This window comes from Streptomyces sp. NPDC054872 (genome assembly GCF_053610705.1).
This window is the reverse complement of sequence record NZ_JBSGYY010000010.1, coordinates 102,956-125,669: the sequence shown is the minus strand read 5'-3', so window position 1 is coordinate 125,669 and position 22,714 is coordinate 102,956. Positions and strand designations below refer to the sequence as shown.

General features: G+C 70.3%; 20 protein-coding genes and 2 tRNA genes. 11 read left to right on the top strand and 11 right to left on the bottom strand.

All coding sequences use genetic code 11. From position 1 onward, the window contains the following. Window positions 1–40 precede the first annotated feature (40 nt). Window positions 41–1,690 carry a long-chain fatty acid--CoA ligase gene (locus tag ACWGIH_RS14710; protein WP_453449196.1) on the top strand — a complete coding sequence of 550 codons (1,650 nt, stop codon included), beginning with the start codon at window positions 41–43 and terminating at the stop codon, window positions 1,688–1,690. A 72-nt stretch (window positions 1,691–1,762) separates the two neighbouring features. On the opposite strand, the gene ACWGIH_RS14705 is transcribed toward ACWGIH_RS14710, so the two are convergent. Continuing rightward, complete coding sequence (locus tag ACWGIH_RS14705) at window positions 1,763–6,181, bottom strand: PAS domain-containing protein (protein ID WP_453449197.1); 4,419 nt, start codon at window positions 6,179–6,181, stop codon at window positions 1,763–1,765. 246 nt (window positions 6,182–6,427) lie between these two features. Continuing rightward, on the bottom strand, window positions 6,428–6,913 hold the full coding sequence (locus tag ACWGIH_RS14700; RefSeq protein WP_453449198.1) for an SSI family serine proteinase inhibitor: 486 nt from the start codon (window positions 6,911–6,913) through the stop codon (window positions 6,428–6,430). A gap of 174 nt (window positions 6,914–7,087) precedes the next feature. On the opposite strand from ACWGIH_RS14700, the gene ACWGIH_RS14695 reads away from it, so the two are divergent. Beyond that, window positions 7,088–7,178, top strand: a tRNA-Ser gene (locus ACWGIH_RS14695). A gap of 191 nt (window positions 7,179–7,369) precedes the next feature. Then, window positions 7,370–7,442, top strand: a tRNA-Arg gene (locus ACWGIH_RS14690). A gap of 79 nt (window positions 7,443–7,521) precedes the next feature. Here the strand turns inward: ACWGIH_RS14690 and ACWGIH_RS14685 are convergent. From ACWGIH_RS14685 to ACWGIH_RS14675, 3 genes are read right to left on the bottom strand one after another with little or no spacing between them, the layout of a single operon-like run. Continuing rightward, window positions 7,522–8,802, bottom strand: coding sequence for a tyrosine-type recombinase/integrase (locus ACWGIH_RS14685; protein WP_453449199.1), 1,281 nt, complete (start codon window positions 8,800–8,802; stop codon window positions 7,522–7,524). Continuing rightward, window positions 8,802–9,005 (bottom strand): helix-turn-helix domain-containing protein, encoded by a 204-nt coding sequence (locus ACWGIH_RS14680; protein ID WP_453449200.1) that lies wholly within the window; start codon window positions 9,003–9,005, stop codon window positions 8,802–8,804. Before ACWGIH_RS14680 ends, ACWGIH_RS14685 begins: the two co-directional genes overlap by 1 nt. After that, window positions 9,005–10,462, bottom strand: a complete 1,458-nt coding sequence (locus ACWGIH_RS14675) for a replication initiator (protein WP_453449201.1) — start codon at window positions 10,460–10,462, stop codon at window positions 9,005–9,007. Before ACWGIH_RS14675 ends, ACWGIH_RS14680 begins: the two co-directional genes overlap by 1 nt. Window positions 10,463–10,590: 128 nt before the next feature. Between ACWGIH_RS14675 and ACWGIH_RS14670 the strand changes: the two genes are divergently transcribed. Further along, the gene (locus tag ACWGIH_RS14670; RefSeq protein WP_453449203.1) at window positions 10,591–11,565 is read left to right on the top strand and encodes a GntR family transcriptional regulator; all 975 of its coding nucleotides are present in this window, start codon (window positions 10,591–10,593) and stop codon (window positions 11,563–11,565) included. Between the two features lie 429 nt (window positions 11,566–11,994). Here the strand turns inward: ACWGIH_RS14670 and ACWGIH_RS14665 are convergent, their stop codons facing one another. Beyond that, window positions 11,995–12,258, bottom strand: a complete 264-nt coding sequence (locus ACWGIH_RS14665) for a DUF7848 domain-containing protein (RefSeq protein WP_453449204.1) — start codon at window positions 12,256–12,258, stop codon at window positions 11,995–11,997. 20 nt (window positions 12,259–12,278) lie between these two features. After that, a complete protein-coding gene (locus ACWGIH_RS14660) occupies window positions 12,279–12,626 on the bottom strand; it encodes a hypothetical protein (protein WP_453449205.1) in 348 nt (115 codons plus the stop codon). Between the two features lie 201 nt (window positions 12,627–12,827). Here ACWGIH_RS14660 and ACWGIH_RS14655 point away from each other — a divergent pair, with 201 nt between their 5' ends. Next, entirely contained in the window at window positions 12,828–14,081 is a 1,254-nt protein-coding gene (locus ACWGIH_RS14655) for a helix-turn-helix domain-containing protein (RefSeq protein WP_453449206.1), read from the top strand. A 116-nt stretch (window positions 14,082–14,197) separates the two neighbouring features. Continuing rightward, window positions 14,198–15,136: a restriction endonuclease gene (locus tag ACWGIH_RS14650; RefSeq protein ID WP_453449207.1), complete on the top strand. Its 939-nt coding sequence runs from the start codon at window positions 14,198–14,200 to the stop codon at window positions 15,134–15,136. Window positions 15,137–15,380: 244 nt separating this feature from the next. Here ACWGIH_RS14650 and ACWGIH_RS14645 read toward each other — a convergent pair whose 3' ends face one another. Together ACWGIH_RS14645 and sigJ are read right to left on the bottom strand one after the other, a co-directional pair. Further along, window positions 15,381–16,580: an NAD(P)/FAD-dependent oxidoreductase gene (locus ACWGIH_RS14645; RefSeq protein ID WP_453449208.1), complete on the bottom strand. Its 1,200-nt coding sequence runs from the start codon at window positions 16,578–16,580 to the stop codon at window positions 15,381–15,383. Window positions 16,581–16,702: 122 nt separating this feature from the next. Next, window positions 16,703–17,647, bottom strand: coding sequence for an RNA polymerase sigma factor SigJ (sigJ, locus tag ACWGIH_RS14640; RefSeq protein ID WP_453449209.1), 945 nt, complete (start codon window positions 17,645–17,647; stop codon window positions 16,703–16,705). A gap of 197 nt (window positions 17,648–17,844) precedes the next feature. On the opposite strand from sigJ, the gene ACWGIH_RS14635 reads away from it, so the two are divergent. From ACWGIH_RS14635 to ACWGIH_RS14615, 5 genes are read left to right on the top strand one after another with little or no spacing between them, the layout of a single operon-like run. Then, a complete protein-coding gene (locus ACWGIH_RS14635; RefSeq protein WP_453449210.1) occupies window positions 17,845–18,267 on the top strand; it encodes a hypothetical protein in 423 nt (140 codons plus the stop codon). Between the two features lie 11 nt (window positions 18,268–18,278). Beyond that, window positions 18,279–19,088: an ATP-binding cassette domain-containing protein gene (locus tag ACWGIH_RS14630; protein WP_453691647.1), complete on the top strand. Its 810-nt coding sequence runs from the start codon at window positions 18,279–18,281 to the stop codon at window positions 19,086–19,088. Beyond that, window positions 19,088–20,389: a DUF7224 domain-containing protein gene (locus ACWGIH_RS14625; protein WP_453448473.1), complete on the top strand. Its 1,302-nt coding sequence runs from the start codon at window positions 19,088–19,090 to the stop codon at window positions 20,387–20,389. The genes ACWGIH_RS14630 and ACWGIH_RS14625 overlap by 1 nt, the downstream gene beginning before the upstream one ends. A 23-nt stretch (window positions 20,390–20,412) precedes the next feature. Beyond that, the gene (locus tag ACWGIH_RS14620) at window positions 20,413–21,060 is read left to right on the top strand and encodes a hypothetical protein (protein ID WP_453448472.1); all 648 of its coding nucleotides are present in this window, start codon (window positions 20,413–20,415) and stop codon (window positions 21,058–21,060) included. Window positions 21,061–21,099: 39 nt separating this feature from the next. After that, window positions 21,100–21,957, top strand: a complete 858-nt coding sequence (locus ACWGIH_RS14615; protein ID WP_453448471.1) for a DUF2797 domain-containing protein — start codon at window positions 21,100–21,102, stop codon at window positions 21,955–21,957. A 139-nt stretch (window positions 21,958–22,096) separates the two neighbouring features. On the opposite strand, the gene ACWGIH_RS14610 is transcribed toward ACWGIH_RS14615, so the two are convergent. Next, window positions 22,097–22,378: a hypothetical protein gene (locus ACWGIH_RS14610; protein ID WP_453448470.1), complete on the bottom strand. Its 282-nt coding sequence runs from the start codon at window positions 22,376–22,378 to the stop codon at window positions 22,097–22,099. Then, window positions 22,378–22,668, bottom strand: coding sequence for a hypothetical protein (locus ACWGIH_RS14605; protein WP_453448469.1), 291 nt, complete (start codon window positions 22,666–22,668; stop codon window positions 22,378–22,380). The genes ACWGIH_RS14610 and ACWGIH_RS14605 overlap by 1 nt, the downstream gene beginning before the upstream one ends. Window positions 22,669–22,714 lie beyond the last annotated feature (46 nt).

Genomic DNA, 22,714 nt, shown 5'->3' with positions numbered 1-22,714 from the left:
CCGCCCCGGATGAATGCCGCGCGCCCATCGGGAGGACGCCGTGCTGAGCACGATGCAGGACGTACCACTGACCGTCACCCGCATCCTCCGGCACGGGACGACCGTGCACGGGTCGTCGCAGGTCACCACGTGGACCGGTGAGTCCAGCCCGCAGCGCCGCAGCTTCCGCGAGATCGGTGAACGAGCGGCCCAGCTGGCGCACGCGCTGCGCGAGGACCTCGGGGTCGACGGCGACGAGCGTGTGGCCACCTTCATGTGGAACAACGCCGAGCACGTCGAGGCCTACTTCGCGGTCCCCTGTATGGGCGCCGTCCTGCACACCCTCAATCTCCGGCTGCCCGCCGACCAGTTGACCTGGATCGTGAACCACGCGGCCGACCGCGTCATCATCGTCAACGGCTCGCTCATCCCGCTGCTCGCGCCCCTCCTCCCGCAGCTGCCGACCGTCGAACACCTGGTGGTCTCGGGCCCCGGCGACCGCTCGCCGCTGGCCGGAATCCAGGCGCAGGTGCACGAGTACGAGGACCTGATCGCCGCCAAGCCCACGGCCTACGACTGGCCCGAGCTCGACGAACGCACGGCCGCCGCCATGTGCTACACCTCCGGCACCACCGGAGACCCCAAGGGTGTCGTCTACTCCCACCGCTCCATCTACCTGCACTCCATGCAGGTCAACATGAGCGAGTCCATGGGCCTGACGGACGCGGACACCACGCTCGTCGTCGTCCCGCAGTTCCACGTCAACGCCTGGGGCCTGCCGCACGCGACCCTGATGACCGGCGTGAACATGCTGATGCCGGACCGGTTCCTGCAGCCCGCCCCGCTCGCCGAGATGATCGAGACCGAGCGGCCCACGCACGCGGCCGCCGTCCCCACCATCTGGCAGGGCCTGCTCGCCGAGCTCTCCGCGAAGCCGCGTGACGTCAGCTCGCTCGGCCAGGTCACCATCGGCGGCTCGGCCTGCCCGCCCTCGCTGATGGAGGCCTTCGACAAGCTGGGCATGCGGGTCTGCCACGCCTGGGGCATGACGGAGACCTCCCCGCTCGGCACGGTCGCCCGCCCGCCGGCCAAGGCCATCGGCACCGACGACGAGTTCGCCTACCGCCTCACCCAGGGCCGCTTCCCCACCGGCGTCGAGGCCCGCCTGGTCGGCCCCGGCGGCGAGTACCTGCCGTGGGACGGCGAGTCCGCGGGCGAGTTGGAGGTGCGCGGGCCGTGGATCGCGGGCGCGTACTACGGCGGCGCCGGCGGCGAGGAGCTCAAGCCCGAGGACAAGTTCAGCGCGGACGGCTGGCTGAAGACCGGCGACGTCGGCGTGATCAGCGCCGACGGCTTCCTGACGCTCACCGACCGCGCGAAGGACGTCATCAAGTCGGGCGGCGAGTGGATCTCCAGCGTCGAACTGGAAAACGCGATCATGGCTCACCCGGACGTCGCCGAGGCGGCGGTCGTCGCCGTCCCCGACGACAAGTGGGGCGAACGCCCGCTCGCCACGGTCGTGCTGAAGGAGGGCGCGAGCCTCGAATACGCCGCCCTGCGCGACTTCCTCGCGGGCACCATCGCCAAGTGGCAGCTGCCCGAGCGCTGGGCGATCGTGCCGGCGGTGCCCAAGACGAGCGTCGGCAAGTTCGACAAGAAGGTGCTGCGCAGGCAGTACGCGGCCGGCGAACTGGACGTCACGAAGCTCTGACGCGAGGCCTGACAGCGGGTTGATGCGCCGCGCCCCCGGCCGGGGGCGCGGCGCATCACCGTACTGCGAGGTCTAGTTCGTGCCGATCTTCGCCAGCAGGTCGACGATGCGGCCCTGCACCTCGGTGCTCGTCGACCGCTCCGCGAGGAACAGCACCGTCTCCCCCGCCGCGAGCCGCGGCAGCTCCGTCTCGTCGACGGCGGCGGTGTAGACGACGAGTGGGGTGCGGTTCAACTGACCGTTCGCGCGCAGCCAGTCGATGATCCCGGCCCTGCGGCGACGCACCTGCATCAGGTCCATCACCACCAGGTTCGGCCGCATCTGCGCGGCGAGCGTCACCGCGTCCGCGTCGCTCTCGGCCCGCGCCACCTGCATGCCACGCCGTTCCAGCGTCGCGGTCAGGGCGAGCGCGATCTCCTCGTGCTCCTCGATGAGCAGGACGCGCGGCGGGTGCTGCTCGCTGTCGCGGGGCGCGAGGGCCTTCAGGAGTACGGCCGGGTCGGCGCCGTACGCCGCCTCGCGCGTCGCCTGGCCGAGTCCCGCCGTGACGAGCACGGGAACCTCGGCGGCCACAGCGGCGGTGCGCAGCGACTGCAGAGCCGTACGCGTGATCGGCCCGGTCAGCGGGTCCACGAACAGCGCCGCGGGGAATGCCGCGATCTGGGCGTCGACCTCCTCGCGGGAGTTCACGATGACGGGACGGTAGCCGCGGTCGCTCAGCGCCTGCTGGGTGGTGACGTCGGGCGCGGGCCAGACGAGCAGGCGGCGCGGGTTGTCCAGCGGCTCGGGCGGCAGTTCGTCGTCCATGGGCTGCGGCTGGGGCCGGTTGGCGACCTCGACCGCGCCGCCGGGTCCGTCCAGCGGCTCAGGGCCCTCGTCGGCGTCCTCGTCGGGTGCGCCGATCGCGTACGAGCGTCCGGTGCCCTCGCTGGAGGACGCGATACGGGACTGCGGGTGGGTCTGCGCCTGGGGGTGCGGGCGCGCCGTTGGCTCCGGGCGGTCATCGCCCGCGGCGGCGGGGGGAGTGGACAGCCTGCGCCGACGCCCCGAACCTCCCACGGAGCCGCCGAGCGACCCGCCCTGGGAGCCGCCGAGGGTGTGCGACTGCGCCTGGCCCGAAGCCGCGGGCTGCGCGGGCGCCTGCTCCGGGAGCGGTCCGGCGGTAGGCGGCTGCGGGGCCGGAGCGGGCTGCGGGGCTTGAGGGGCCTGCGGGGACTGCGTTGTCTGCTGGGACTGCGGGGCCTGTGGGGCCTGTGGGGCCTGTGGGGCCTGCTGGGTCGGGGGAGCCTGCGGAGGCTGCGGTGCCGTCGCCGGAGCTGCCGAACCTGCCGGGGCACCCGGAGCTGCCGGAGCCTGCCCCCGCCCCTGCAACCCGAGACGGCGCTGCTGCTGCTCCGCGATCTGCTGGCCGAAGGGCACGCCCTGCCCGAGCGTGCGCACGCTGATGGCGCGCCCCTGCGTTGAGTTGGGGTCGGGCGCGGCCTCGGCGGGCAGCGGCTGCGCGGCCCGCCCGCCCTGGGTCCCGCGCTCGGGCGGGAGCGCGACACCCCTGCCGGGCGTGTGGACGCCGCGCGCCGGAGTGCCTTCGGCGTACGTCGTGGGCTGCGAGGGAACACCGGCGGGCGGCGTCCCGTGCGCGCTCCCCGCGGGACCGGCGGCCGCGGGCGACGCGGGAGGAACGGGCGCCCCCGGCGCGGCGGGCGCGGCAGCGGCGGCGGGCGCCGCCCCCTGCTCCAGCCCCTGCCCCTGGCTTTGGTCCAGCCCCTGCGCCTGTCCCTGCCCCTGGTCCTGGTCCTGGTCCTGTGCCGGACGTGACCGGCGGCGGCCCGTCGGCGCGTCCGCGGGGTGCGGCTGCGGCGGGGTGTGGTCGTCTGCCGGGTGGTGCAGGGCCGCTTCGTGCTGCCCCGTGTCGTCCTGGTCCGCGGAGGCCGGCGGCAGCGCGAAGACGCGCCCGCTGGGGGCCTCCTCGGCGGCGGCCCGCTCCTTGGCGGCGGCCAGCGCACGGCGACGCCGTCCCGTCGGACGAGGCGAGCCCTCACCGGAATCACCGGCGACCGCCACAGCCGTCCCGGCCCCGGAAGCACCGCTCCCGGAAGCGTCGCCCGACGGCAGAGCGGGCGGCAACGCCAACTGGTCGTCGTTCCGTCGAGCCCGCTGCCCGGAAGCGGCAGGAGCCACCGCCCCCGCGGGAACCGGCACGCCCTGCGGCGGCACCGTCTCCCCCAGAGCCGCGGACCCGGCAGCATGCTCGGCAGCCGTCACCACGGAGCCGACGGAGCCGACGGAACTCACGGAACTGGCAAGGCCCTCCGCGGCGCTAGGCCGGCCACGCCGCCGCCCCGTACCACCGGCAGCCTGCGTGCCCTCGGCCCGCGCGGGCGCCTCCGGAGCAACCGGCCCCTCAGCCGAAGCCGCGGCATCCGCGGTGGCCTGCGCCTCGGTGGCCTGCGCCTCCGCGGCCTCCGCCGCACGCCGGCCTCGACGCCGCCCGGTCCCGCTGGGTGACGCCGGGCCCCCCTCGGGGACGGCACCCCCCGATGTCCCGCCGTCGGAAACCGAACTCTCCAGGAAGGAGTCGACCGAGGGGCCGGCGGCCCGCCGTGCCCTCCGCCGCCCGCCACCCGTGGCGGGCGAAGCCTGCGCGGGCACCACGACCGAAGAGCCGACAGAGCCGACAGAGCCGTCCGTGCCACCGGCGCCACCCGTCACCGCGGGCGCGGCAGGCGCGGCGGGAACAGCCCCGCTCCCGGCGCCGATCGGTACTTCGAGCACGTACGCGTTGCCGCTCATCCCCGGCACCTCGTGCGTCTGCAGCACACCGCCGTGCGCCCGCACGATGCCCCGGACGATCGGTTCGTGCACCGGGTCTCCCCCGGCGTACGGACCCCGTACCTCGATGCGGACGACCTCGCCGCGCTGGGCCGCGGCCACGACCACCGTCGAGTCCACGTACCCGCCGGGGGCCACGGCCGAAGGGGCCGCGCCGGCCCGCGCGTTGCCCGTGGCGTCGATGCCCGCCACGTCGGCGACCAGGTGGGCGAGCGCCGTGGCGAGCCGCCCCGGGTCCACCTCGACCTCGATCGGCGGCGCGTGCACCGCGAACTGCGCGCGTCCGGGCCCGATCAGCTCGACCGCGCCCTCCACGCCGCTCGCGACGACGGCGTCGAGCATGACCTTCACGCGCGTCAGCTGATCCGCACCCGAGTCGAGCAGCTGGAAGCCGAGGACGTTGTCGACAAGGGTGGTGATGCGGGCGTACCCGGCCGAAAGGTGATGAAGGACCTGATTCGCCTCGGGCCACAACTGCCCGGCGTCGTCCGCCGCGAGAGCCGACAGCTCACGCCGCAGCTCGTCGAGCGGACCCCGCAACGACGAACCGAGCACGGCGAGCAACTGCTCGTGCCGCGCGGCCAGCGCGTCGTACCGCGCCTTCTCGCGCTCGGCCAGCGCGTCGTACCGCGCCTTCTCGCGCTCGGCCAGCTCCTCGAACCGGTCCTTCTCGCGCTCGGCGAGCGCCGCGTACCGCTCCTGCTCGGCGGCGATCTCCTCGGCGCGCTGCTCGGCGGCGGCGGCGAGTTCCGCCGCGTGCCGCTCCGTCGCGGCCCGCAGCTCCTCCGTGCGGCGCTCCGTCGCGGCCTTCATCTCCTCGGCGTGCGCGGCGATCGCGGCCTCGTGCTCCTCGGCCAGCGCGTCGTAGGGCCGCCGGTCGGTGAACGTCATGACCGCGCCGACGAGCTGGTCCCCGTCCCGCACCGGCGCTGTCGTCAGGTCGACGGCGACCCGGTCGCCGCTCTTGGACCACAACACCTGCCCGCGCACCCGGTGCTTGCGCCCGGAGCGGAGCGTGTCGGCGAGGGGGGACTCCTCGTACGGGAAGGGCTCACCGTCGGCGCGCGAGTGGAGCACCAGATGGTGCAGTTCCTGCCCGCCGAGGTCGCTGGCCCTGAAGCCCAGTATCTGCGCGGCGGCCGGATTGACGAGGACGACCCGTCCGTCGGTGTCCGTGCCGACGACGCCTTCGGCCGCGGCACGCAGGATCATCTCGGTCTGCCGCTGGGAACGCGCGAGTTCGGCCTCGGTGTCCACGGCGCCCGAAAGGTCGCGTACGACGAGCATGAGCAACTCGTCGCCGGTGTAGCCGTAATTGTCGTACGCGTCCCGGATGTCCTCGAGGTTCGAGCTGGTGACCTCGACGGGGAACTCGCTGCCGTCCGTGCGCCGCGCGGTCATCCGCGTCGGCTTCGTACGCCCGCGCTCGTCGATGGATTCGGGTCGGCGCATCGATCCGGGAATGAGCCGGGAGTCGAACTCCGGCAACAGATCGAGGAGCCCTCGTCCCACGAGGGCGGTGCCCGGTGTCTCGAACGCCTCCAGCGCGATCGCGTTCGCGTTCACGACGGTCCCGTTCGCGTTCACGAGGACCAGCGCGTCCGGGAGCGCGTCGAGTATGGCTGCGAGGCGAGCAGCGCCTCGGGATGGCCTGCTGCTCACGACGACGCTTCCTCCCTGGTTACTGCTGCTTGCCGACTCGCCCAGGCCATCTTGCCCCGCGGCCCGCGGCGTGTCACGGGAGGGAGTCTACGGGGAGTGGTTGTGCGCGCGACGCCGGATGAGAGGGAGGTCGCACGCAGAAGATGTGTGGCTTCCGTACCGCCTGGTCACGACGAGGTCCCGGCGGGCCGGTTTTCGCGGTGGCCGGGAATCGTTCCAGAAGTGGCCGGAACAGATCGGCCGGAGTCAGGCGCCGGTCTCGGGCAGCACCGGCACGAGCCTGTTCCACCGGGAGATCTCGCATCCGTTGCTGCGGTTGTACGTCGCGTCGACGGGCCGCCCGTTCCACGTTCCGGTGATGTGCGCGGTGGCGGGGCCGCCGTACTGCATGGTGCAGTTCGAGTCGGCCGGCGTGGGCGCGAACGTGTCGGTGCCCCAGGTGCCCTGGTCGAGCTTCGCGCACGCGTCCTGGGCCTGCGGGTGCGTGCCGCCCGCCGGGTGGCATTCCAGCTCGAACTTCCCGTCCCGGCCGTTCCCGGTGTCGGTGACCTCCACCGTGAGCCGGTTGGGGGTCGACTCCGTCACCGGCGTCGGCAGGGGCAGGGGCCCCATGTCGGCGTGGGCGACGGCGGGCGCGACGGACAGCGCGGCGACGGAAGCGGCGGCGGTGAGGACGAGACGGCGCAGCATGACGGGGCTCCACTGGGTGCGGGGTACCGGGTACGCGGACACGTACGGGCTCTACCGCGTCTAACGCCGTTGACGCCGTGACGTTGCGGGCAGGCGAAAGACGCTTTGCCCTGCGGGCCGCCCGACTAGTACCTTGGAAGCCGCGATTGGTGACACGCCGCCCGGCTGTGTCATCATCTGCAACGCACCCCGCGCGCTCGCGCCGGAGTGCAAGCTGGAGGCGTCGCCTAGTCCGGTCTATGGCGCCGCACTGCTAATGCGGTTTGGGACTTACATCCCATCGAGGGTTCAAATCCCTCCGCCTCCGCTGCAAGATCCGAAGCCCCGGTCCCGATGGACCGGGGCTTCGGCGTTTCCTCCTCATGAGGAACGTTTCCGCAGGTCGCAAGCGGTGTGGTCAATGGATTTCACATGGCGGCGGCGGTCATGTAATGTTCTTCCTGTCGCCGCGAACGGGCCGAAAGGCCGGGGAGCGAAGGCAGAAAAAAGAAAAATCAAGCACTCGTAGCTTAACGGATAGAGCATCTGACTACGGATCAGAAGGTTGCAGGTTCGAATCCTGCCGAGTGCACAGCAGACCAGAGGCCCTAGCGGGTAACCGCTAGGGCCTCTGGCTTTTGCGTTGACGGCAGTCGTTGACGGCAACCGTCCTAGATCGCGACAGGTGACCAGGCTGGGCCGTCATCGTCATCCGGCCCGTTGCCGTCACCCGCCGCCAGGGCATCGCCCACGCGATCGAAGGCCGCTCGCTGCGTGTCGAGGCGTACGAAGGTGTAGATGTCCATCGTCACGCGGATGGAGCTGTGCCCGAGGATTTCCATGATCGTCCGGGCGTCGGCACCCTGCTCGTGCAGGAGGGAGGCGCAGGTGTGCCGAAGATCGTGGAAGCGGACCTGACGGATGCCCGCCCGGTTGCTCAGCGCCTCGAAGGCGCGGTTCAGGTTCCGGGGCTCGATCGGGGTCCCGTTGCGTGTGGTGAACGCAAGATCCGATGCCGTCCACTTCTCACCGGCCGCCAGCCGGTCGGCCCTCTGCTGTGCACGGCGAGCCCGTAACGCCGTCCTGCACTCCTCTGGCAGCGCGAGCCGACGCGTGGAGCGACGGGTCTTCGTGGCGGTCAGCGACAGCTCACCGCCGACCCGCTGGAGGCTCTGCCGGACGTGGATCACGCCGTCCACAAGATCGACGTCCTTCCAGGACAGCCCCAGGACCTCACCACGCCGCAGACCGAGCCGGACCGCCAGTTCGTACGCGGCCCACACGCGATCCCCGCGAGCTGCCGCCAGGAGCTTCCTGCCCTCTTGTACCGACAGCGGTTCGATCTCTCGTTGGGTCCCCATGCTCAGCTCCACGTTTCGGGCCACGTTGCGCGGCAGGTCGTCTTCGTTCACGGCGTGCTGGAGGGCGGCCCGCAGGAGCACGAGCAGAAACCGCACCGTGCGGTCTGACGGGTACTTCTCGCAGCACTTGTGGGTCGCGCAGCACCGCCGCTTGCTCTCCGGACGGGCCTGGTCCTTGCCCTGCGCGCAGCACTGGCAGGTGCGGGCGGTCTTGAGGAGGAAGGCGCGTATGTCCCGTGCGGCCAGGCGCGCGACCTTCTTCGTGCCGAGGTTCGGCAGGATGTAATTCCGGGTCAGTGATTCATAGTTGACCCATGTGCCGCGCCGGACCTTCGGGCGGGAGACGTTCTCTAACCAGTACGTCATGTACTCCGTGACGGTCTGCTTCATGACGGAGACCGGAACGCCATTCTGCGAATCCGCCTTGAGGCGGGTCAGCTTTTCGTGTGCATCGTCCCAGCTTTTTCCGTAGACGCTGCGCCGCTTGTACGTGCCGTCGGAGGTAAGGACGTATGCCGTGCCTTCCCATCGTCCGTCTTTCCGTTGGTAGATCGTGCCTTCCCCATTGACGTTCTTCTTGGCCTTCGCCATCAGGCGCTACCTTCTTCCGAGAGATGTGCGATGTAGTCGTGCAGAGCCGCTTCACTTATGCGCCGGGACCGGCCGATGGTGACGGAGGCCAGCTCCCGCGAGCGGATCAGGTTGTAGACCGTCCACCGGCTCACCTGGAGGCGAGCGGCCACCTGGTCCACCGTGAGCAGGAGCGGTGGGGTTCTGTGATCGTGTGAGGCCACTACATCCAGTCCTCCTCCTCTGCCCTGAGCTCCGCGAGGGCCGCGCGGCCTTCAATTCGGTTTTCCTCGATGGCATCGCGAACCCCTTCAGCGATCTGCCCTTCTGTCTTGCTGGCGTATCCGGAACCGGAAAAGGAGAGCTCGGAATCGATGGCTAGCTCTTCGGTGACTCCGAGGCGGTTCCTGGTCTGGTCAGCCCTGAAATCCGCGCGAGCGCCCCGAAGAGCCTTCAGGGTCGTGCTGTAGCTACGGCTCTTTGTGGAGAAGTGGCCGCCGTAGCCGTATTGGTGAGCCCATCGGCGTAGATTCAGCCCCCGATATTCGGAGAGCCTGCCGAGCCGCGCCGCAGTTCCGACCATGGCCCGCGAATGCAGAGGGCCGGGTAGTTCGGCGATGGATACCCGCAGCCCCGAGCCGTCGCATCCGTGGCAGGCGCCAGCGAAGCCCGTCCCGCGGCACGCCCTGCAATACACGGGGCGATGAGCCATCCCCGTGTCCTCCACGCCCTTGGTCACGTACTTGGCGATGTACGAGGCCACCGCGTCGGCGCCGTGAGCTTCTTCGTCTGTCCCGACCGTCGGTATGGGCTGGACGTCGGTTTGGCTCCCAAAGCCCAAGTCCCATTGCCCGGCGGGGCTGTACGGGGTGGTGAGCCGCGCTAACGGAACCGCCCGATGGACCGCCATCGAGATCAGTTCGAACGTGGCCCAGGCGGGAACCGGGTCTTCATCCGCCACCGGGTCCAAGCGGATCACCGCATGGAAGTGGACGAGGCCGCGCCGCTGGTACTCGGCGACCTTGACGAAGGAGACCCGCACCCGACGGACGAACTCTGCCCGCGTGACGCCTGCCGCTCGCGGTAACTCCTGGCGACGCAGAAGATCGGTGAAGCGGTGCCACAACTTGCCTGCGTACGCGTTCCACAGCACCGCCCCTGCGTAGTCGTAGCAGCCAGCACACAGGGCTTGCCCGATCCCGGCGTCAGCGGACGAATGCCGATCCCAGCAGGCCAGCGGTTCATCGTGCTCGCACTGCCCGCTGCCGCGCCGGGGATGGCAGGGCCGATCCTCGGAGAGCGCATGGACAGGGCCGAACGACGGTGCAGTGAGCGTCACGAATGCGCGAGGCCGTTCGGCGACCGACTCGGGCACGCCCTTGCCGCCGACGAGACCTGCTTTCACCAGGTGCCAGGTGTCCCACTGATAGACGCGGGAGCACGGAGCGCACCACTCCCGACGACGGTTGCCGCAAGGGACCATCAAGGAGGTTCGGCCGCCGTTGGCCAGCTCGTACACGATTTCCCCGGTAGCCGTGTTGACCAGCCGGACCGTTCCCGTCAGGTGGATCGGGTGAGCGCATCCCCCGATCCGTCGAACCCCCTCCTCCCACTCTCGGTAGTCGGGAGCCGTGATCCGCTCCCACCACGCGCTGAAGTCGGCCCACTCTTTGGCCGTCATGTCGGCCGGGCGGGGCCCTAGCTCTACACGTACTACGTCTTGAAGCACGTCTGAAAGCTAGCACCACACGTACTACGTCTGGTAGACCCTTTCTTGGCCAAGAGGGACCGAGGAGATCCGGAGGACCAATGACCGATGCAAAGACCCAAGGCGACGGCCCCGCATGGCGGTTCATCGCAGACGCGCTGCGATCCGACGTGGGCGACGAGGTGTACCCACCAGGCAGTGCACTGCCCAGTGAGAGCCAACTCGCCGAGCGCCACGGCGTATCGCGGCCCACCGTCCGGCGTGCGATCAACGTGCTTGTGGGAGAGGGGCTGTTGAAGGCTTCGCATGGGCGGGGAACGTTCGTGAGGCCGCGCTTCGACCGGCAAGTGATCCTCATCAACGCGGCCGACCCCGTGGACTTGCTCGCCGGGGAGTACGACCCGACCAAACTGGGGTGGTCCCCTTGGGAGCACGCCATGGCCGACGAGATGCGGAGTCGTGGGACGGAGGCGCCGGACGGGGTGATCACGTCTATCGGGCGCAATGAGGCCGAACCCCTGGGAGTCCGAGCCGGGACGAAGGCTGTCTGCCGGTACCGGAACTGGCGGCACCGCACCGTGCACCAGAGCGTTGCCGTCATGTCGGTCATCCCGGCTCACCTTCTGGGGATCTGGCCCGACCCGGAGCCTGAAGAGCCCTCGAATCTGGATGAGTTGATCTCTTCAGGTCAGGCGGAGCCGACTCGGCATGACGATGACTCCCTGTACGAGCCCGATGGCAGCGAGCCTGAAGCGCCCGAGGAACCGGAGGAGGGAGCGGACGACGAGCCTGGCGAGCCTCAGTACGCCCGACTCGCCAGACTTCGCGGGCCAGTCCGGTTCGTCAGCACAGTCACGGCGCGCATGCCGATGGGAGACGAAGCCGCTGATCTGGATGTGCCCGTCGGCACGGCCGTGCTAGAGATTCGCCGCGTCATGACCGACACGAATGGCCACCCCTTGGAACTCACCACGATCACGGCACCAGCCGACCGGTTCGAGGTGGCCAGCGCTCCGGAATGGCTCGCAGCGACCCGATCCACCGGGGGTGACGTCGCAGCCGTTCTGAGGCTGTAGGTTCCGCAGACTTTCTTTACAGGATCAAGGCGCACCTTCGGTGCGCCGGGCGGCCTTCGCCGCCTCGGCCGGGCGTGCGGCCTTCGGCCGGTCCCGTCCGGTCGGCGAACCGCCCGCGATCGCTGAGCGCCTTGCGCCTGTAGTCAACTGCGCCCTACGCCTCAGGTCGGCTCGTGCCCCCCTGTGGCTGGGGCGGACGGCCTTCACGGCTTTAGCCACCTCCCCGGATCGGGGCCCGCGTCGGGCAAGTCCAGGGGGCCACTCGTTCACATTCCGGGCAGATGCAGAGCCTGCCCGAGTTGCCAGCGAGCGTACGGCCCCCTGAACATGCCCGACCCCAACCCAGGCAGGACATCGGCCAAAGCCGCTGCGGCCGGCCGCGTGGGCACGCGCGCCTCCACCTAGGCGAGCCAACGAGAAGCGGGCAGGTCACGAGGCTGGTGGGGGATTCGCTGCCGGGTCGGCCATGCTGGCGGTGAAGTGCTGGAACGCCGAGAGCTCATAGCCGCCGTGCCCAGTGATCCCGGCGTGCTTGAGGCACCACAGTTGGGCATCACCTCCCGCCGCCGTATCGACGCATTGCTCTGAGCAGGTGAGGCACTTGCCGACGTGGCGCACGGCCGCTTCCGGTTCGGCTTTCAGCGTCCACTCAGCGAAGCGATTGACGCCGCGCGAGACTCCGCCCGTGCTCATCCGAATGCCTCAGCCGGGAGCTATGGACCGTCCCCGTCGTCGCGATCGTCCTCCTCCGCGTCGACCGGGCCAGGATCGTCATCGGGTACGGGCAGCCGTGTGCCCCTGCTGTCTGCGATCCGCTTCGTGTCGCGCAGAGACTGGCTCATGCAGGACAGCGCGAACCGGAGCTGATCAGCGGTGGCCTTACTGTCGTCGAGCAACTCGGCAACGTGGCTCAGCAGGTCACCCGCCATACCGAGCTGAACGGACTCGATGTTGTCCGCCACGCGGGCCAAGTAGCCGTTTCCGTCGCTGGACAGGTAGCACGGCTTGCCTTCGGGAGTCGACCAAGGAAGCAGCCGTGCCGAATACGTCGTGATCGTCACGCCATCACCTCCGTACCTTGCGGCAGGATCGGCGCTCGGAGTCTGGCGGTAGCTTGAGTCATGTCGTCAACCTCCTAGGTTGATGGCCACGCCCCCGGGCCGTCCACCACGGTCGCGGGGGTCCTTCTTCAGCAAGACCCTTGCGCCGAACACCTGTTGATCCCATCCCATGGCCCTATAGACCGGTCCTATATTGGAGATATGGGAGACACTCCCGAGAACCTGTGGTCTCACCCGCAGCTAGCCACGGCGGTCACCAGCGAAGACTGGGGCGCCGTCTTTCGCACGTATCGCAAGCTCACCGGCTTGAGTCAGACAAAGCTCGGGGAGCGGGTCGGCCTCGCCCAGCCCGACGTGTCCGACATCGAGCGGGGGCGCCGCCGAATCACCTCCGTCGAGGTGCGGCAACGCATCGTAGCCGGGCTCAGGATTCCGGCCGAACTCCAGGCCGTAGCAGCAGAGGCAGGCCGGACGGAGACTCCGATTCCGGGGCTTTCGCTACCGGGAGCCGCGCCGGATGAGGATCTATTGGCCCGTGTGACAAGCGTGGTCGCCTCTTCCCACCGAGTCGACGCAGCCACTCTCGACTGGCTAGACCGTCTCCTCGCCGAACACCGCCGCGCCGAGGACCACATTGGGTCACGTCCGCTCGTCGACGTGATGCGCCAGCAGCTTGGGACCGTCGTCGACCTGTACGCGGGGGCGCGTGGACCGCTTGAAGACCGCGTCGTACGACTCGCTGCCGAACACGCGCAGTTCCTCGCATGGATGGCCCAGGATCAGGCGCAGTCTGCCGCCGCCCTTGCCTGGTACGACCGCTCGCACGAGTGGGCGCTGGAGGCGGGAGACGCCAACATGGCCGCCACGACGCTCAGCATGAAGGCTCACATGGCGTGGTCCGGTGGCCGGGGAACCAGGTGTGTCCGCCTGGCGGAAGCGGCCCGCTGGTCAGCGCCGGGCACTTCGCTCGGAGTGCAGGGCATGGCCGCGCAGATGGCCGCCCGAGGGCACGCGCTCAACGGTGAGGCCGACAACGCGCACCGGCTGCTCGATGAGGCACAGGGGCTCATCCGCCGGGCGTCCGAGCACCCCGAGGACGAGCCGGTGTGGATGTACTTCTACGACGAGACGTGGTTCACCCTGCAACGAGGCATGGCTGCACTGCACTTGCGTGACTGGCGGGAGGCCGTGGATCAGATCACGGTCGGGCTCGCCGCACTGCCGGACGAGTACCGACGCGACAAGACTTGGTACCGCGCTTGCCTCGCGCACGCACTCGCCGGGGCCGGGGAGTCTGGGCAAGCTGCGTCAGTGGCTGTGGCGAGCGTCCCCGACGCCGCCGACATTGGACGTCCGCACTCGTGGAACGAGCTGCACACCACGGCCGCCGTGTTGAAGCGCCGCGGAGCGAAGGAAGGCTCCGAATTGGTCGCTGCCCTATGCGAGTACGACTAGAAGCCGCCCCAACGCCCCACTACCTGATGGCAACGACCACGTACAAGGGTGATCCGATCATCGGCGCATTGGGCATACCGTGATAGGTCGAAACGGTGCATACGGAGGAGGGGCCGGTGCCGCAGCGCAGCGCCCGTAGTAGGACCATCAATCCAAGTGCGTACAACGCACTGGCCGACGCTCTGACGGTCATCTTCTGGAACAAGCCGCCCTTTGAGCGTTACGTGCGAGGCATGCTCCAAGACAACAGTGAGTTGTTGGCGCGCCTGGACTTTGGTGCGACCAAGCGTGAGACATCTGGCCTCTTGGTCGACCTGCTGCGAGCCAACGAACCGCGGTACCGGGACCTGACCGTTCACATGATGTTGGACATCGCTGAGATGAAGCGGTTCCCCAACCTGGAGCAGCAGGTAGACCGGGATGAGATGGTCCCCAAAGCCGAGGCCGCTGTAGCCGTGTTGCGTGAGTGGACGGAGAAGCAGCGAGAGGCTATCCGCGAGCAGGAGGAGCACGCGGCTGCCATCGCCGAGGACTCCAAGAGAGCACAACAGGCGAGGCTGTTCAACGAGGATCATGAAGCCCTGAAGCAACGCTTCTTCGTAATGTGCGGGGCATCCGACCCACATCAGCGGGGCAGAGACTTCGAGGGCTTCATAAACGAGTTGTTCGGGCTGTACGACCTGGAGCCGCGGGCGTCATACAGCCTGGCGCATGAGCAGGTCGACGGCGCCTTCACGTTCGATACTGACCACTATGTGCTTGAGGCTAAGTGGTGGAAGGAAGCCATAGGACGGAGAGAGCTGGACGTCTTCAAGAGCAACATCGAGCGCAAGGGCAAGAACACGCTCGGCATGTACGTCAGCATGAGCGGCTTCACCTCGGACGCCCTGGCTGTGTACAGCCTCAGTACACCGTTTGTGACGATGGACGGGGGCGACTTTATGGCTGTGCTGGAGCAGCGCATTCGCCTGGACGAACTGATAGGCCGGAAGAAGCGGCATGCGAGCGAGACGGGGCATTGCTTCCTCCCCATCTCGAAGATCTTTTCGAGCTAGGGGTGACGGCAACCCTGACGGCAACAACGGCACACGCAGGCTCGTTATCGCGAACGTAGGCGCCCAATCCAGGGGCGAATCGGCCCTCTCCCAGGCCCCCGCCCCAACCTACGGATCAGAAGGTTGCAGGTTCGAATCCTGCCGAGTGCACACAGTCGAAAGGCCCCCGGTTCAGCCGGGGGCCTTTCGCGTTGTCCGGGGGTTGTCCGGAGGTGCCCCCGCTGAGCGCGGGGGCGTTGCCGGGTCAGGCCGTGGCCTCGGCGGTGGTGGTCGGCCGGGTCGGGTGCTGGGTCACGGGGCGGCGGCGGGCCGGCATGCCGAACAGTGGGTGGGCGACGCCCCAGGCCGCGCCCTTGCAGATCAGTTCCTTGTAGCGGGCGGCGAGGCGTCCCGTCAGGGCCGCGTTGACCGAGCGGTCGTCGGCGGTGACGTACTGGATCAGGCCCTCCTTGCGGCCGAGCGAGATGCACTGGTTGAAGTAGCGCATCGGCGTCGTCGGGACCTTCGTGCCGGTCAGACGGGCCGCGATGGCGTCGGCGGCCTGCCAGGCCATGGGGGTGCCGGTGGCGCACGACATCCGCAGCGGCTTGTCGCCGGGGCCCATCGCCATGGCCGCGTCGCCGATCGCGTAGACGTCCGGGTGCGAGACCGAGCGCATGCTCCGGTCCACCACGATCTGGCCGGCGTCGGTGACCTCCAGGGCGGTGGCCTCCGCGATCGGGTGCACCGCGAAGCCCGTGGTCCACACGGTGACCGCGGCCGGGATGACCTCTCCGCCGGCCGTGGTCACCTGGTCGGCCTGCACGCCGGTGACGGCGGCCTGCTCGTACGCGGTGATGCCGAGCCCGGCGAAGACCTTCCGCACGTGTTCGCGGCCCTTGGGCGAGAGCCAGTCGCCGAGCCCGCCGCGGGCGGCGAGGGCGACGTCGAGGTCCGGGCGGGCCTCGGCGATCTCGGTCGCCGCCTCCAGGCCGGTGAGGCCGCCGCCCACCACGACCACGCTCTCCCCGGCATTCAGTCCGGCCAGGCGCTCGCGCAGCCGGAGTGCTCCGGGGCGGCTCGCGATCTCGTGGGCGTGCTCGGCGGTGCCGGGGACGCCCTGGGCGTCCCAGCCGCTGCCGATGGCGTACACGAGGGTGTCGTACTCCAGTTCAGCGGCGCCCTGCGCGCCGCTGACGGCGACGGTCTTGCGGTCCACGTCGACGGCGGTGACCTTCGCGAGCCTCAGTTCGACACCGGTGTCCGCGAACATCTCGCTGAAGGGCCGGGGCCTGAGGTCGTGGCCGACCGTCAGCTGGTGCATCCGGATGCGCTCGACGAAGTCGGGTTCCGGGTTCACGAGGGTGATGGCGACGTCCTCGCGGCGCAGCCGCCTGGCGAGGCGTCCGGCGGCGATGGCTCCGGCGTATCCGGCTCCGATGACGACGATGCGGTGCTGCTGCATTTTCCTGCTCCTGTCATCAGCTCTTCAGCGGGTTCGCCACTTGAACCGGGCAGCCCCGCGTTTCCTGACAGGTGAGAGGTGTGAAGCAGGTCACATAGCGGTGGGCGGGGGTCAGGCGGGGGTCAGAACGCCTTGAGCAGGGGGTCCCCGTGGTCCGTCGCCGCCCACTGCTGGGTCGCGCGTTCGAGCTTGTCGGGGTTGACCTGGTTGCGGAACGCCACGATGCCGTCCGCCGTGATCTCCAGGCACATGACGCCGACGACCCGGCCCTCGACGGCCACCACCAGGGCGGGGCCGCCGTTCGCGGTCGCGGCCCAGATGTCGGGCGAGCCGCCGACGTAGGCGCGCTTGGCCTCGCTCGGCCTGAACAGGCCCCGCATGAACTTCGCGACCGCGACGGCACCCTCGAACGCCTTGGCGCGCGCGGGGACCTTGCCGCCGCCGTCGCCGATGGAGATGGCGTCCTGGGTGAGCAGCCGCACGAGCGGCTCGGTCCGGCCGCTGGTGGCGGCCGCGAGGAACTCCTCGACGATGCGCTGGGCGGTGGCCTCGTCGATCTCGGTGCGGGCCTTGCCGGCCGCGACGTGCTTCTTGGCGCGGTGGAAGATCTGCTGGCCCGCGGACTCGGTGATGTCGAGGATCTCCGCGATCTCCCGGTGCGAGTAGCCGAAGGCCTCGCGCAGCACGTACACCACGCGCTCGTTGGGCGAGAGGCGCTCCATGAGGGCGAGGACCGCGTACGAGACGGACTCGCGCTGCTCGGCGGTGTCGGCGGGGCCGAGCATCGGGTCACCGGCGAGCAGGGGCTCGGGCAGCCACTGGCCCACGTAGGTCTCGCGGCGGGCGCGGGCCGAGGTGAGCTGGTTGAGGCACAGGTTGGTGAGGACCTTCGTCAGCCAGGCCTCGGGGACCTCGACGTGGTCGACGTCGGCGGCCTGCCAGCGCAGGAAGGTGTCCTGCACGGCGTCCTCGGCGTCACTCGCCGATCCGAGGAGGCGGTAGGCGATGGCCTCCAGGCGGGGCCTCGATGCCTCGAACCGGTCGACGTCGTTCATGGTCAGGGCCATGTCCCGGATCCTAGCCCGCGCGGCGCGCGAAGGCCCTGTGAGCGAGGTCGCTCGCGCCACCGGGCGGGAGAGCGCCCGCAGTTGGCGTTGATCGTCGGTGTGATCGTCAGCACAGCTGAGACGTTGCCGGGCGGAGTCATGGATTCCACACATAGCGTGATCAACGACCAAGTAAGTCCTGCTTTATTGGAGGATTGATGCGCAAGTTGTACACGGGGAAGCGCAAGCTCGCGGTGGTCGGGACACTGACGGCGATCGCCATCGGTGTGCCGGCCGTGGGTGCGGTGGCGGCGGAGATCAGCGGAAGCCGGCTTCCCTTCTCCATAGCCACCGCGGGGAACAAGGAGGACGGTGACCGCTGGAAGGGCAAGAGCAGCGGTCACGCCAAGGCCTGCGGCGATGTGCCGGTGAACGACACCAGGACGTTCAGCGCGTACATCTACCAGGACAAGAGCTTCCGCCCCGACCCGAAGATCGCCAGCACCTCCCGCAGCTACCGGCAGGCGTACGGCTGTGGCGCGTACAAGGGCACCAGCACCAGTGGCAAGTACTACACCAAGGCCACCTGGGCCGGGATTCCCGGCAGCCGCGCCTACGGTTACGTGAACGCCCAGAACTGATCAGGAATCACGTGACCACTAGCAAGAGCGCCGCCGCGACCGGCTCCCAGCCGGTCGCGGCGGTCGCGGCCGTGACCGTCCAGTACGGCTCCACGGTCGCCCTCGACGACGTGTCCCTCGAATTTCCCTCCGGCGTCACCGGACTGCTCGGCCCCAACGGGGCGGGGAAGAGCACCCTGTTGTCGCTCCTGAGCACGGCGCGCAGACCCAGGTCCGGGTCGGTGACCCTCCTCGGTGACGAGGCGCCGGGGCGGGCGCGGGTGCAGCGGATCCGGCAGCGGATCGGGGTGCTCCCGCAGTCCTTCGGGTTCTACCCCCGGTTCACCGTCCTGGAGTTCACCGAGTACGCGGCCTGGCTGCGCAAGGTGCCTGCGGCCCAGCGGCGCGAGCGGGCCCGCGACGCGCTGCGCCTCGTACAGATGGAGAAGCACGCGGACCGGAAGATGGGCGCCCTGTCCGGCGGCATGCTGCGCCGCGTCGGCATCGCCCAGGCCATGGTCAACGAACCGGCCCTGGTGCTCCTCGACGAACCTACCGTGGGCCTCGACCCGGCCCAGCGCGTCGGATTCCGCGCGCTGATACAGGAGTTGGGCGAGCGCTCGGCCGTGGTGATGAGCACCCACCTCGCCGAGGACGTCGCCCACGTGTGCGACCGCGTGGCCGTCCTCCTCGAAGGCTCCGTCCGCTTCACGGGGACGGTCGCCGAGCTGTGCGCGCTGCCGGACGGGGGCACAACTGACCCCGACGGCAAGGAAGTCGACGGGGGAGCCGTGGAAGCCGGTTATCTGCATCTGGCCGGGACGGAAGCGGTGGCGACCTGATGCGTGTGCTGCTTACCGAGATGCGGCGCGGCGAGGCCAAGTGGGCCGCCGCGCTCATGGGCGCGATCGGCGTCTACTACTTCACCGCCGACAGCCCCGACGAGAGCGACTGGATCGGCTGGTGGACCCAGACCAGCCTGCAGGTCCAGCTCTACTCGGTGATCGTGATGGGCTCGGTGATGAGCGCGGCAGCCGCCTGGGGAGCGGGCCGCGCCTTCCGGCACCGGACCAGGGTCTGGGCGGACACCGCGGCGCGGGGCGGCTGGGCGCAGGCGCTGCTCCTGTGGCTCGCGGTGTGGCTGTGGGCGCTGCTGGCGTACGCCGTGCTCGTGGCCGTCGCGTTCTCGCGGACCGCGGGTGTCAGTGACGTCAGCGAGCCCGCGTGGACGCCGCTGCTGCTCGGGGCCGGGATGATGGGCCTGGAGATCGCCGTCGGGGTCGCGATCGGTTCGGCGCTGCCGTCCCGCGTGGTCGCGCCCTTCGCCGGGATCTTCTGGTACGGGCTCTTCGTCTTCGTCGCGTTCGTCCCCGACACCCCGCTGGACAAGCTGTTCCCGGCGATAGACGAGTTCTGGAGCTCGGAGTTCGAGCCCAACACCGCGCGCATGCTGATCGCCTTCGCCTGGTGCCTGGCCCTCGGCCTGCTGCTCACCGCGCTGCCCGCGCTGCGGCGCCGCGCGTCACTCGCCCCGCGTCCCGTCGCCCTCGGGGCGCTCGTCGTGGCGGCCGTCGTCGCGGGCGGGGCGCTTGTGGCCTTCCGTACGCCGACGCCCGACTCGTACTGGGCGGTGCGCAAGGCCCAGCCCGCGCAGCCGCTCTGCGCCACCAGCGGCCGTACGAAGGTGTGCCTGTGGCCGGAGGACCGCCATCTGCTGCCCAAGGCCCGCGCCGCGGTGAAGACCGTCGACGCGCGGCTCGGTGACCTGAAGGGGCTCAACCGCTCCTTCTACGCGAGCGGCCTGACGCGGCCCGCGGGGCCTGTCGCCGAGCTGTCCCTGATGACGCCGGCGGAGACCGAGGCCGACCTGACCGACGCACTGTTCGCGGCGGCGCTTCCCCAGCCCGAGTCCGCCGACTGCGAGCCCCACTTGCTGAAGCAGACCGGCGGCTTTCCCGACACGTTCCTCTTCGAGGCCGTCATCCGGGACCGCGCCGGGGCGCCCGGCGAGTACTACGGCGAGAAGTTCGGCCGCGTGCTCGCCCGCGTCACCGGGGCCCCCGCCGCGAAGCAGGAAGCGTGGATCGAGGCGGCGGCCGGGGACATCCGTGCCTGCCGCCCGGTTCCGGAGCCGCCGCGGTGAGCCCGGTACGGAGCCTCCGGGCCGTGCGGAGCCTCCGGGCCGGCGGCGACCCCCGAGTGGGCGCGGTCATCGCCTTCGTACGCTGCCGTGGCCTGCCCCGGGCCACCGGCGTCGCGCTGCTGATCGCGCTGGCGGCGACCGCGTTCGCGGGGCAGCGCGTGGCGGTGCCCGAGTTCCGCTATCTGGTCGACTTCAGCGTGCCGGTGGCGGAGATCGTGCCGCTCGCCCACGCGGTCGTCCTCGCCACCACGCTGTTCTCGCCGATGGCGGACCTGGAGCAGACCGCGGCCCAGCCGATGAGCCGCCTGCGGGGCGGCTATCTGGTGGTGCTGCTCGTGCTGGCGCTCGGCCTGACCGCGCTGCCGCTGCTCAGCGGCGCGACCGCGGAGGTGTTCGGCTCGGCGGCCCGCAACGTCGTCGGCTATCTCGGCCTCGGCATGATCAGCGCCCGCCTCTTCGGCAGCGGGCTCGCCTGGCTGCTGCCGCTCGGCATGTTCGGCCCCACGCTGCTCCTCGGCGTGGACAGCGACAACACCCCGGAGCCGTGGGCCTGGTCGCTGCACGCCTCCTCCAGCACGTCGGCCGCCGTGGTGGCCGTGCTGCTGTGGCTGACCGGCGTGGTCGCCGCCGCCACGGGGCGGCCCCGGCAGACGGAGCGGGCGGAGCAGTAGCGGAGCAGTAGAAGGCTGAGGCTGCGCGAGACTGGCCCCATGGAGTGGCGTAGTGCGGGGTTGAGCTGGGCGGACAGTGCACGGCCCGGGCTCCGGTGGGAGCGGGGGGACGTCAGTCCGCTGCTCGTGGGCAGGCGCGTGGGCTTCCGCGCCCTCGGCCACCGGGAGTGCGTGGGTGCGCGGGGGAATCCCTGCCCGGTGGCCGCCGCCGTCCCGGCGCGCGGGACGCAGGCCCGGTGCGCCGAGTGCGCGCGCCTCGACCGGGCGCACTCGGTGGCCGCCGACACCATCGCCGACGATCCGCGCACCTACCGCGTCTACCTCGCGTGGTTCGGGGCGGGCCTCGTGAAGGTGGGGATCACCCGCGAGGAGCGGGGCCCGGCCCGGCTCCTCGAACAGGGAGCCGTGGCCTTCGCCTGGCTGGGCCGCGGGCCCCTGATGGCCGCGCGCCGGGCCGAGGAACTGCTGCGGGTGGCACTCGGGGTGCCGGACCGGATCTCGTACGCCAGGAAGCGGGCCGTCAGGGCGACCTTGCCGGGTGTCGATGAGCGGCGGAACGAGCTGGCACGTCTGCATGGTTTCGCCCTCGCGCTCGACGGGTGGCCGGAGTCGCTGGAGCGGGTGCCGTCGGCCGTCGTGGACCACGGCGAGGCGTTCGGGGTCGAGCGTCTCGCGGGCGACGCCGGTCACGCCGTGACCGAGCTCGTCGACGGCGGGGTGGTCCTTGGCGATCTCGTCGCGGTGGCCGGGCCCGACGTCTATCTGGCCGACACCGGCCGCCTGATCGTCCTGGACAGCCGGCTGCTGCGGGGGTGGCGACTGGAAGGGGCGCGGGAGGCGGCACGTACGACTGTTCCGGTACGAGAGGTCCCCGTGATCCAGGGCGGGCTTTTCTGACCTCCCCCGAGGCCGCCGCCTTCTCGGCTGACCGGTGGAGCGGAGCTACGGGTTCGAGAGGGGGTAGGGGGCGGGCCTGGTGCAGAGAAATCCCGGCCGGCACGGTCTGCCGCCGGGATTTTTCTGCACCACAGCGAGTTCAGCGCAGCCTCAGCCCTCGGCTCTCCGCGACGCGAAGGGCGTCCTGTAGTGCCTCCGTCAAGCGCTCGGCCAGGTAACGGATTTCGCCGTCGGAGGCGTCGGGGAGCATGCCGCGTGCGTACGTGAGCAGTTCGCCGCCCATGCCGAGCTGTACGGACTCCATGGCGTCGGCGACCCGGGACACGGGGCCGGTGGCATCGCCGATGAGGTAGCAGGGCTTGCCCTCGGGACCGGCCCAGGGCAGCAGGCGGGCGGGGCTGATGAAGTCGTCGTCGTCCATCAGGCGATCTCCATGCCGTGGATCCAGTACGGGCCAGGCGTGTCCAACCCGAGGGTGGCCAGGACGAGTTCGCGACGGCGGCTCTGCTGTTCGTGGGCGGTGAGGTAGGGGCGTACGAGGCGGGTCGCCTCTCCGGCCAGGGGGAGCAGGGCGTCGAGGCCGTAGCGGCTGCGGGGGGTGGCGAACGGTTCGGGGTGCGGCGGTGCGGGGGCGGTTGCCGTGGGTGCGGGGTGGTGGGGGATCAAGAGGAGTCTCACCCAGGCGGTGAGGCGGCGGATAAGGTCGGTCATGTCGTCAGCTCCTTGCTATGGGTGGCTGATGGCCATGCCCCCGGAC

Coding starts and splice junctions, on each gene's coding strand:
- ACWGIH_RS14685 (WP_453449199.1), bottom strand. CDS start 8,802: ATGGCGAAGGCCAAGAAGAACGTCAATGGGGAAGGCACGATCTACCAA.
- ACWGIH_RS14675 (WP_453449201.1), bottom strand. CDS start 10,462: ATGACGGCCAAAGAGTGGGCCGACTTCAGCGCGTGGTGGGAGCGGATC.
- ACWGIH_RS14670 (WP_453449203.1), top strand. CDS start 10,591: ATGACCGATGCAAAGACCCAAGGCGACGGCCCCGCATGGCGGTTCATC.
- ACWGIH_RS14665 (WP_453449204.1), bottom strand. CDS start 12,258: ATGAGCACGGGCGGAGTCTCGCGCGGCGTCAATCGCTTCGCTGAGTGG.
- ACWGIH_RS14655 (WP_453449206.1), top strand. CDS start 12,828: ATGGGAGACACTCCCGAGAACCTGTGGTCTCACCCGCAGCTAGCCACG.
- ACWGIH_RS14645 (WP_453449208.1), bottom strand. CDS start 16,580: ATGCAGCAGCACCGCATCGTCGTCATCGGAGCCGGATACGCCGGAGCC.
- sigJ (WP_453449209.1), bottom strand. CDS start 17,647: ATGGCCCTGACCATGAACGACGTCGACCGGTTCGAGGCATCGAGGCCC.
- ACWGIH_RS14635 (WP_453449210.1), top strand. CDS start 17,845: ATGCGCAAGTTGTACACGGGGAAGCGCAAGCTCGCGGTGGTCGGGACA.
- ACWGIH_RS14625 (WP_453448473.1), top strand. CDS start 19,088: ATGCGTGTGCTGCTTACCGAGATGCGGCGCGGCGAGGCCAAGTGGGCC.
- ACWGIH_RS14615 (WP_453448471.1), top strand. CDS start 21,100: ATGGAGTGGCGTAGTGCGGGGTTGAGCTGGGCGGACAGTGCACGGCCC.
- ACWGIH_RS14610 (WP_453448470.1), bottom strand. CDS start 22,378: ATGGACGACGACGACTTCATCAGCCCCGCCCGCCTGCTGCCCTGGGCC.
- ACWGIH_RS14605 (WP_453448469.1), bottom strand. CDS start 22,668: ATGACCGACCTTATCCGCCGCCTCACCGCCTGGGTGAGACTCCTCTTG.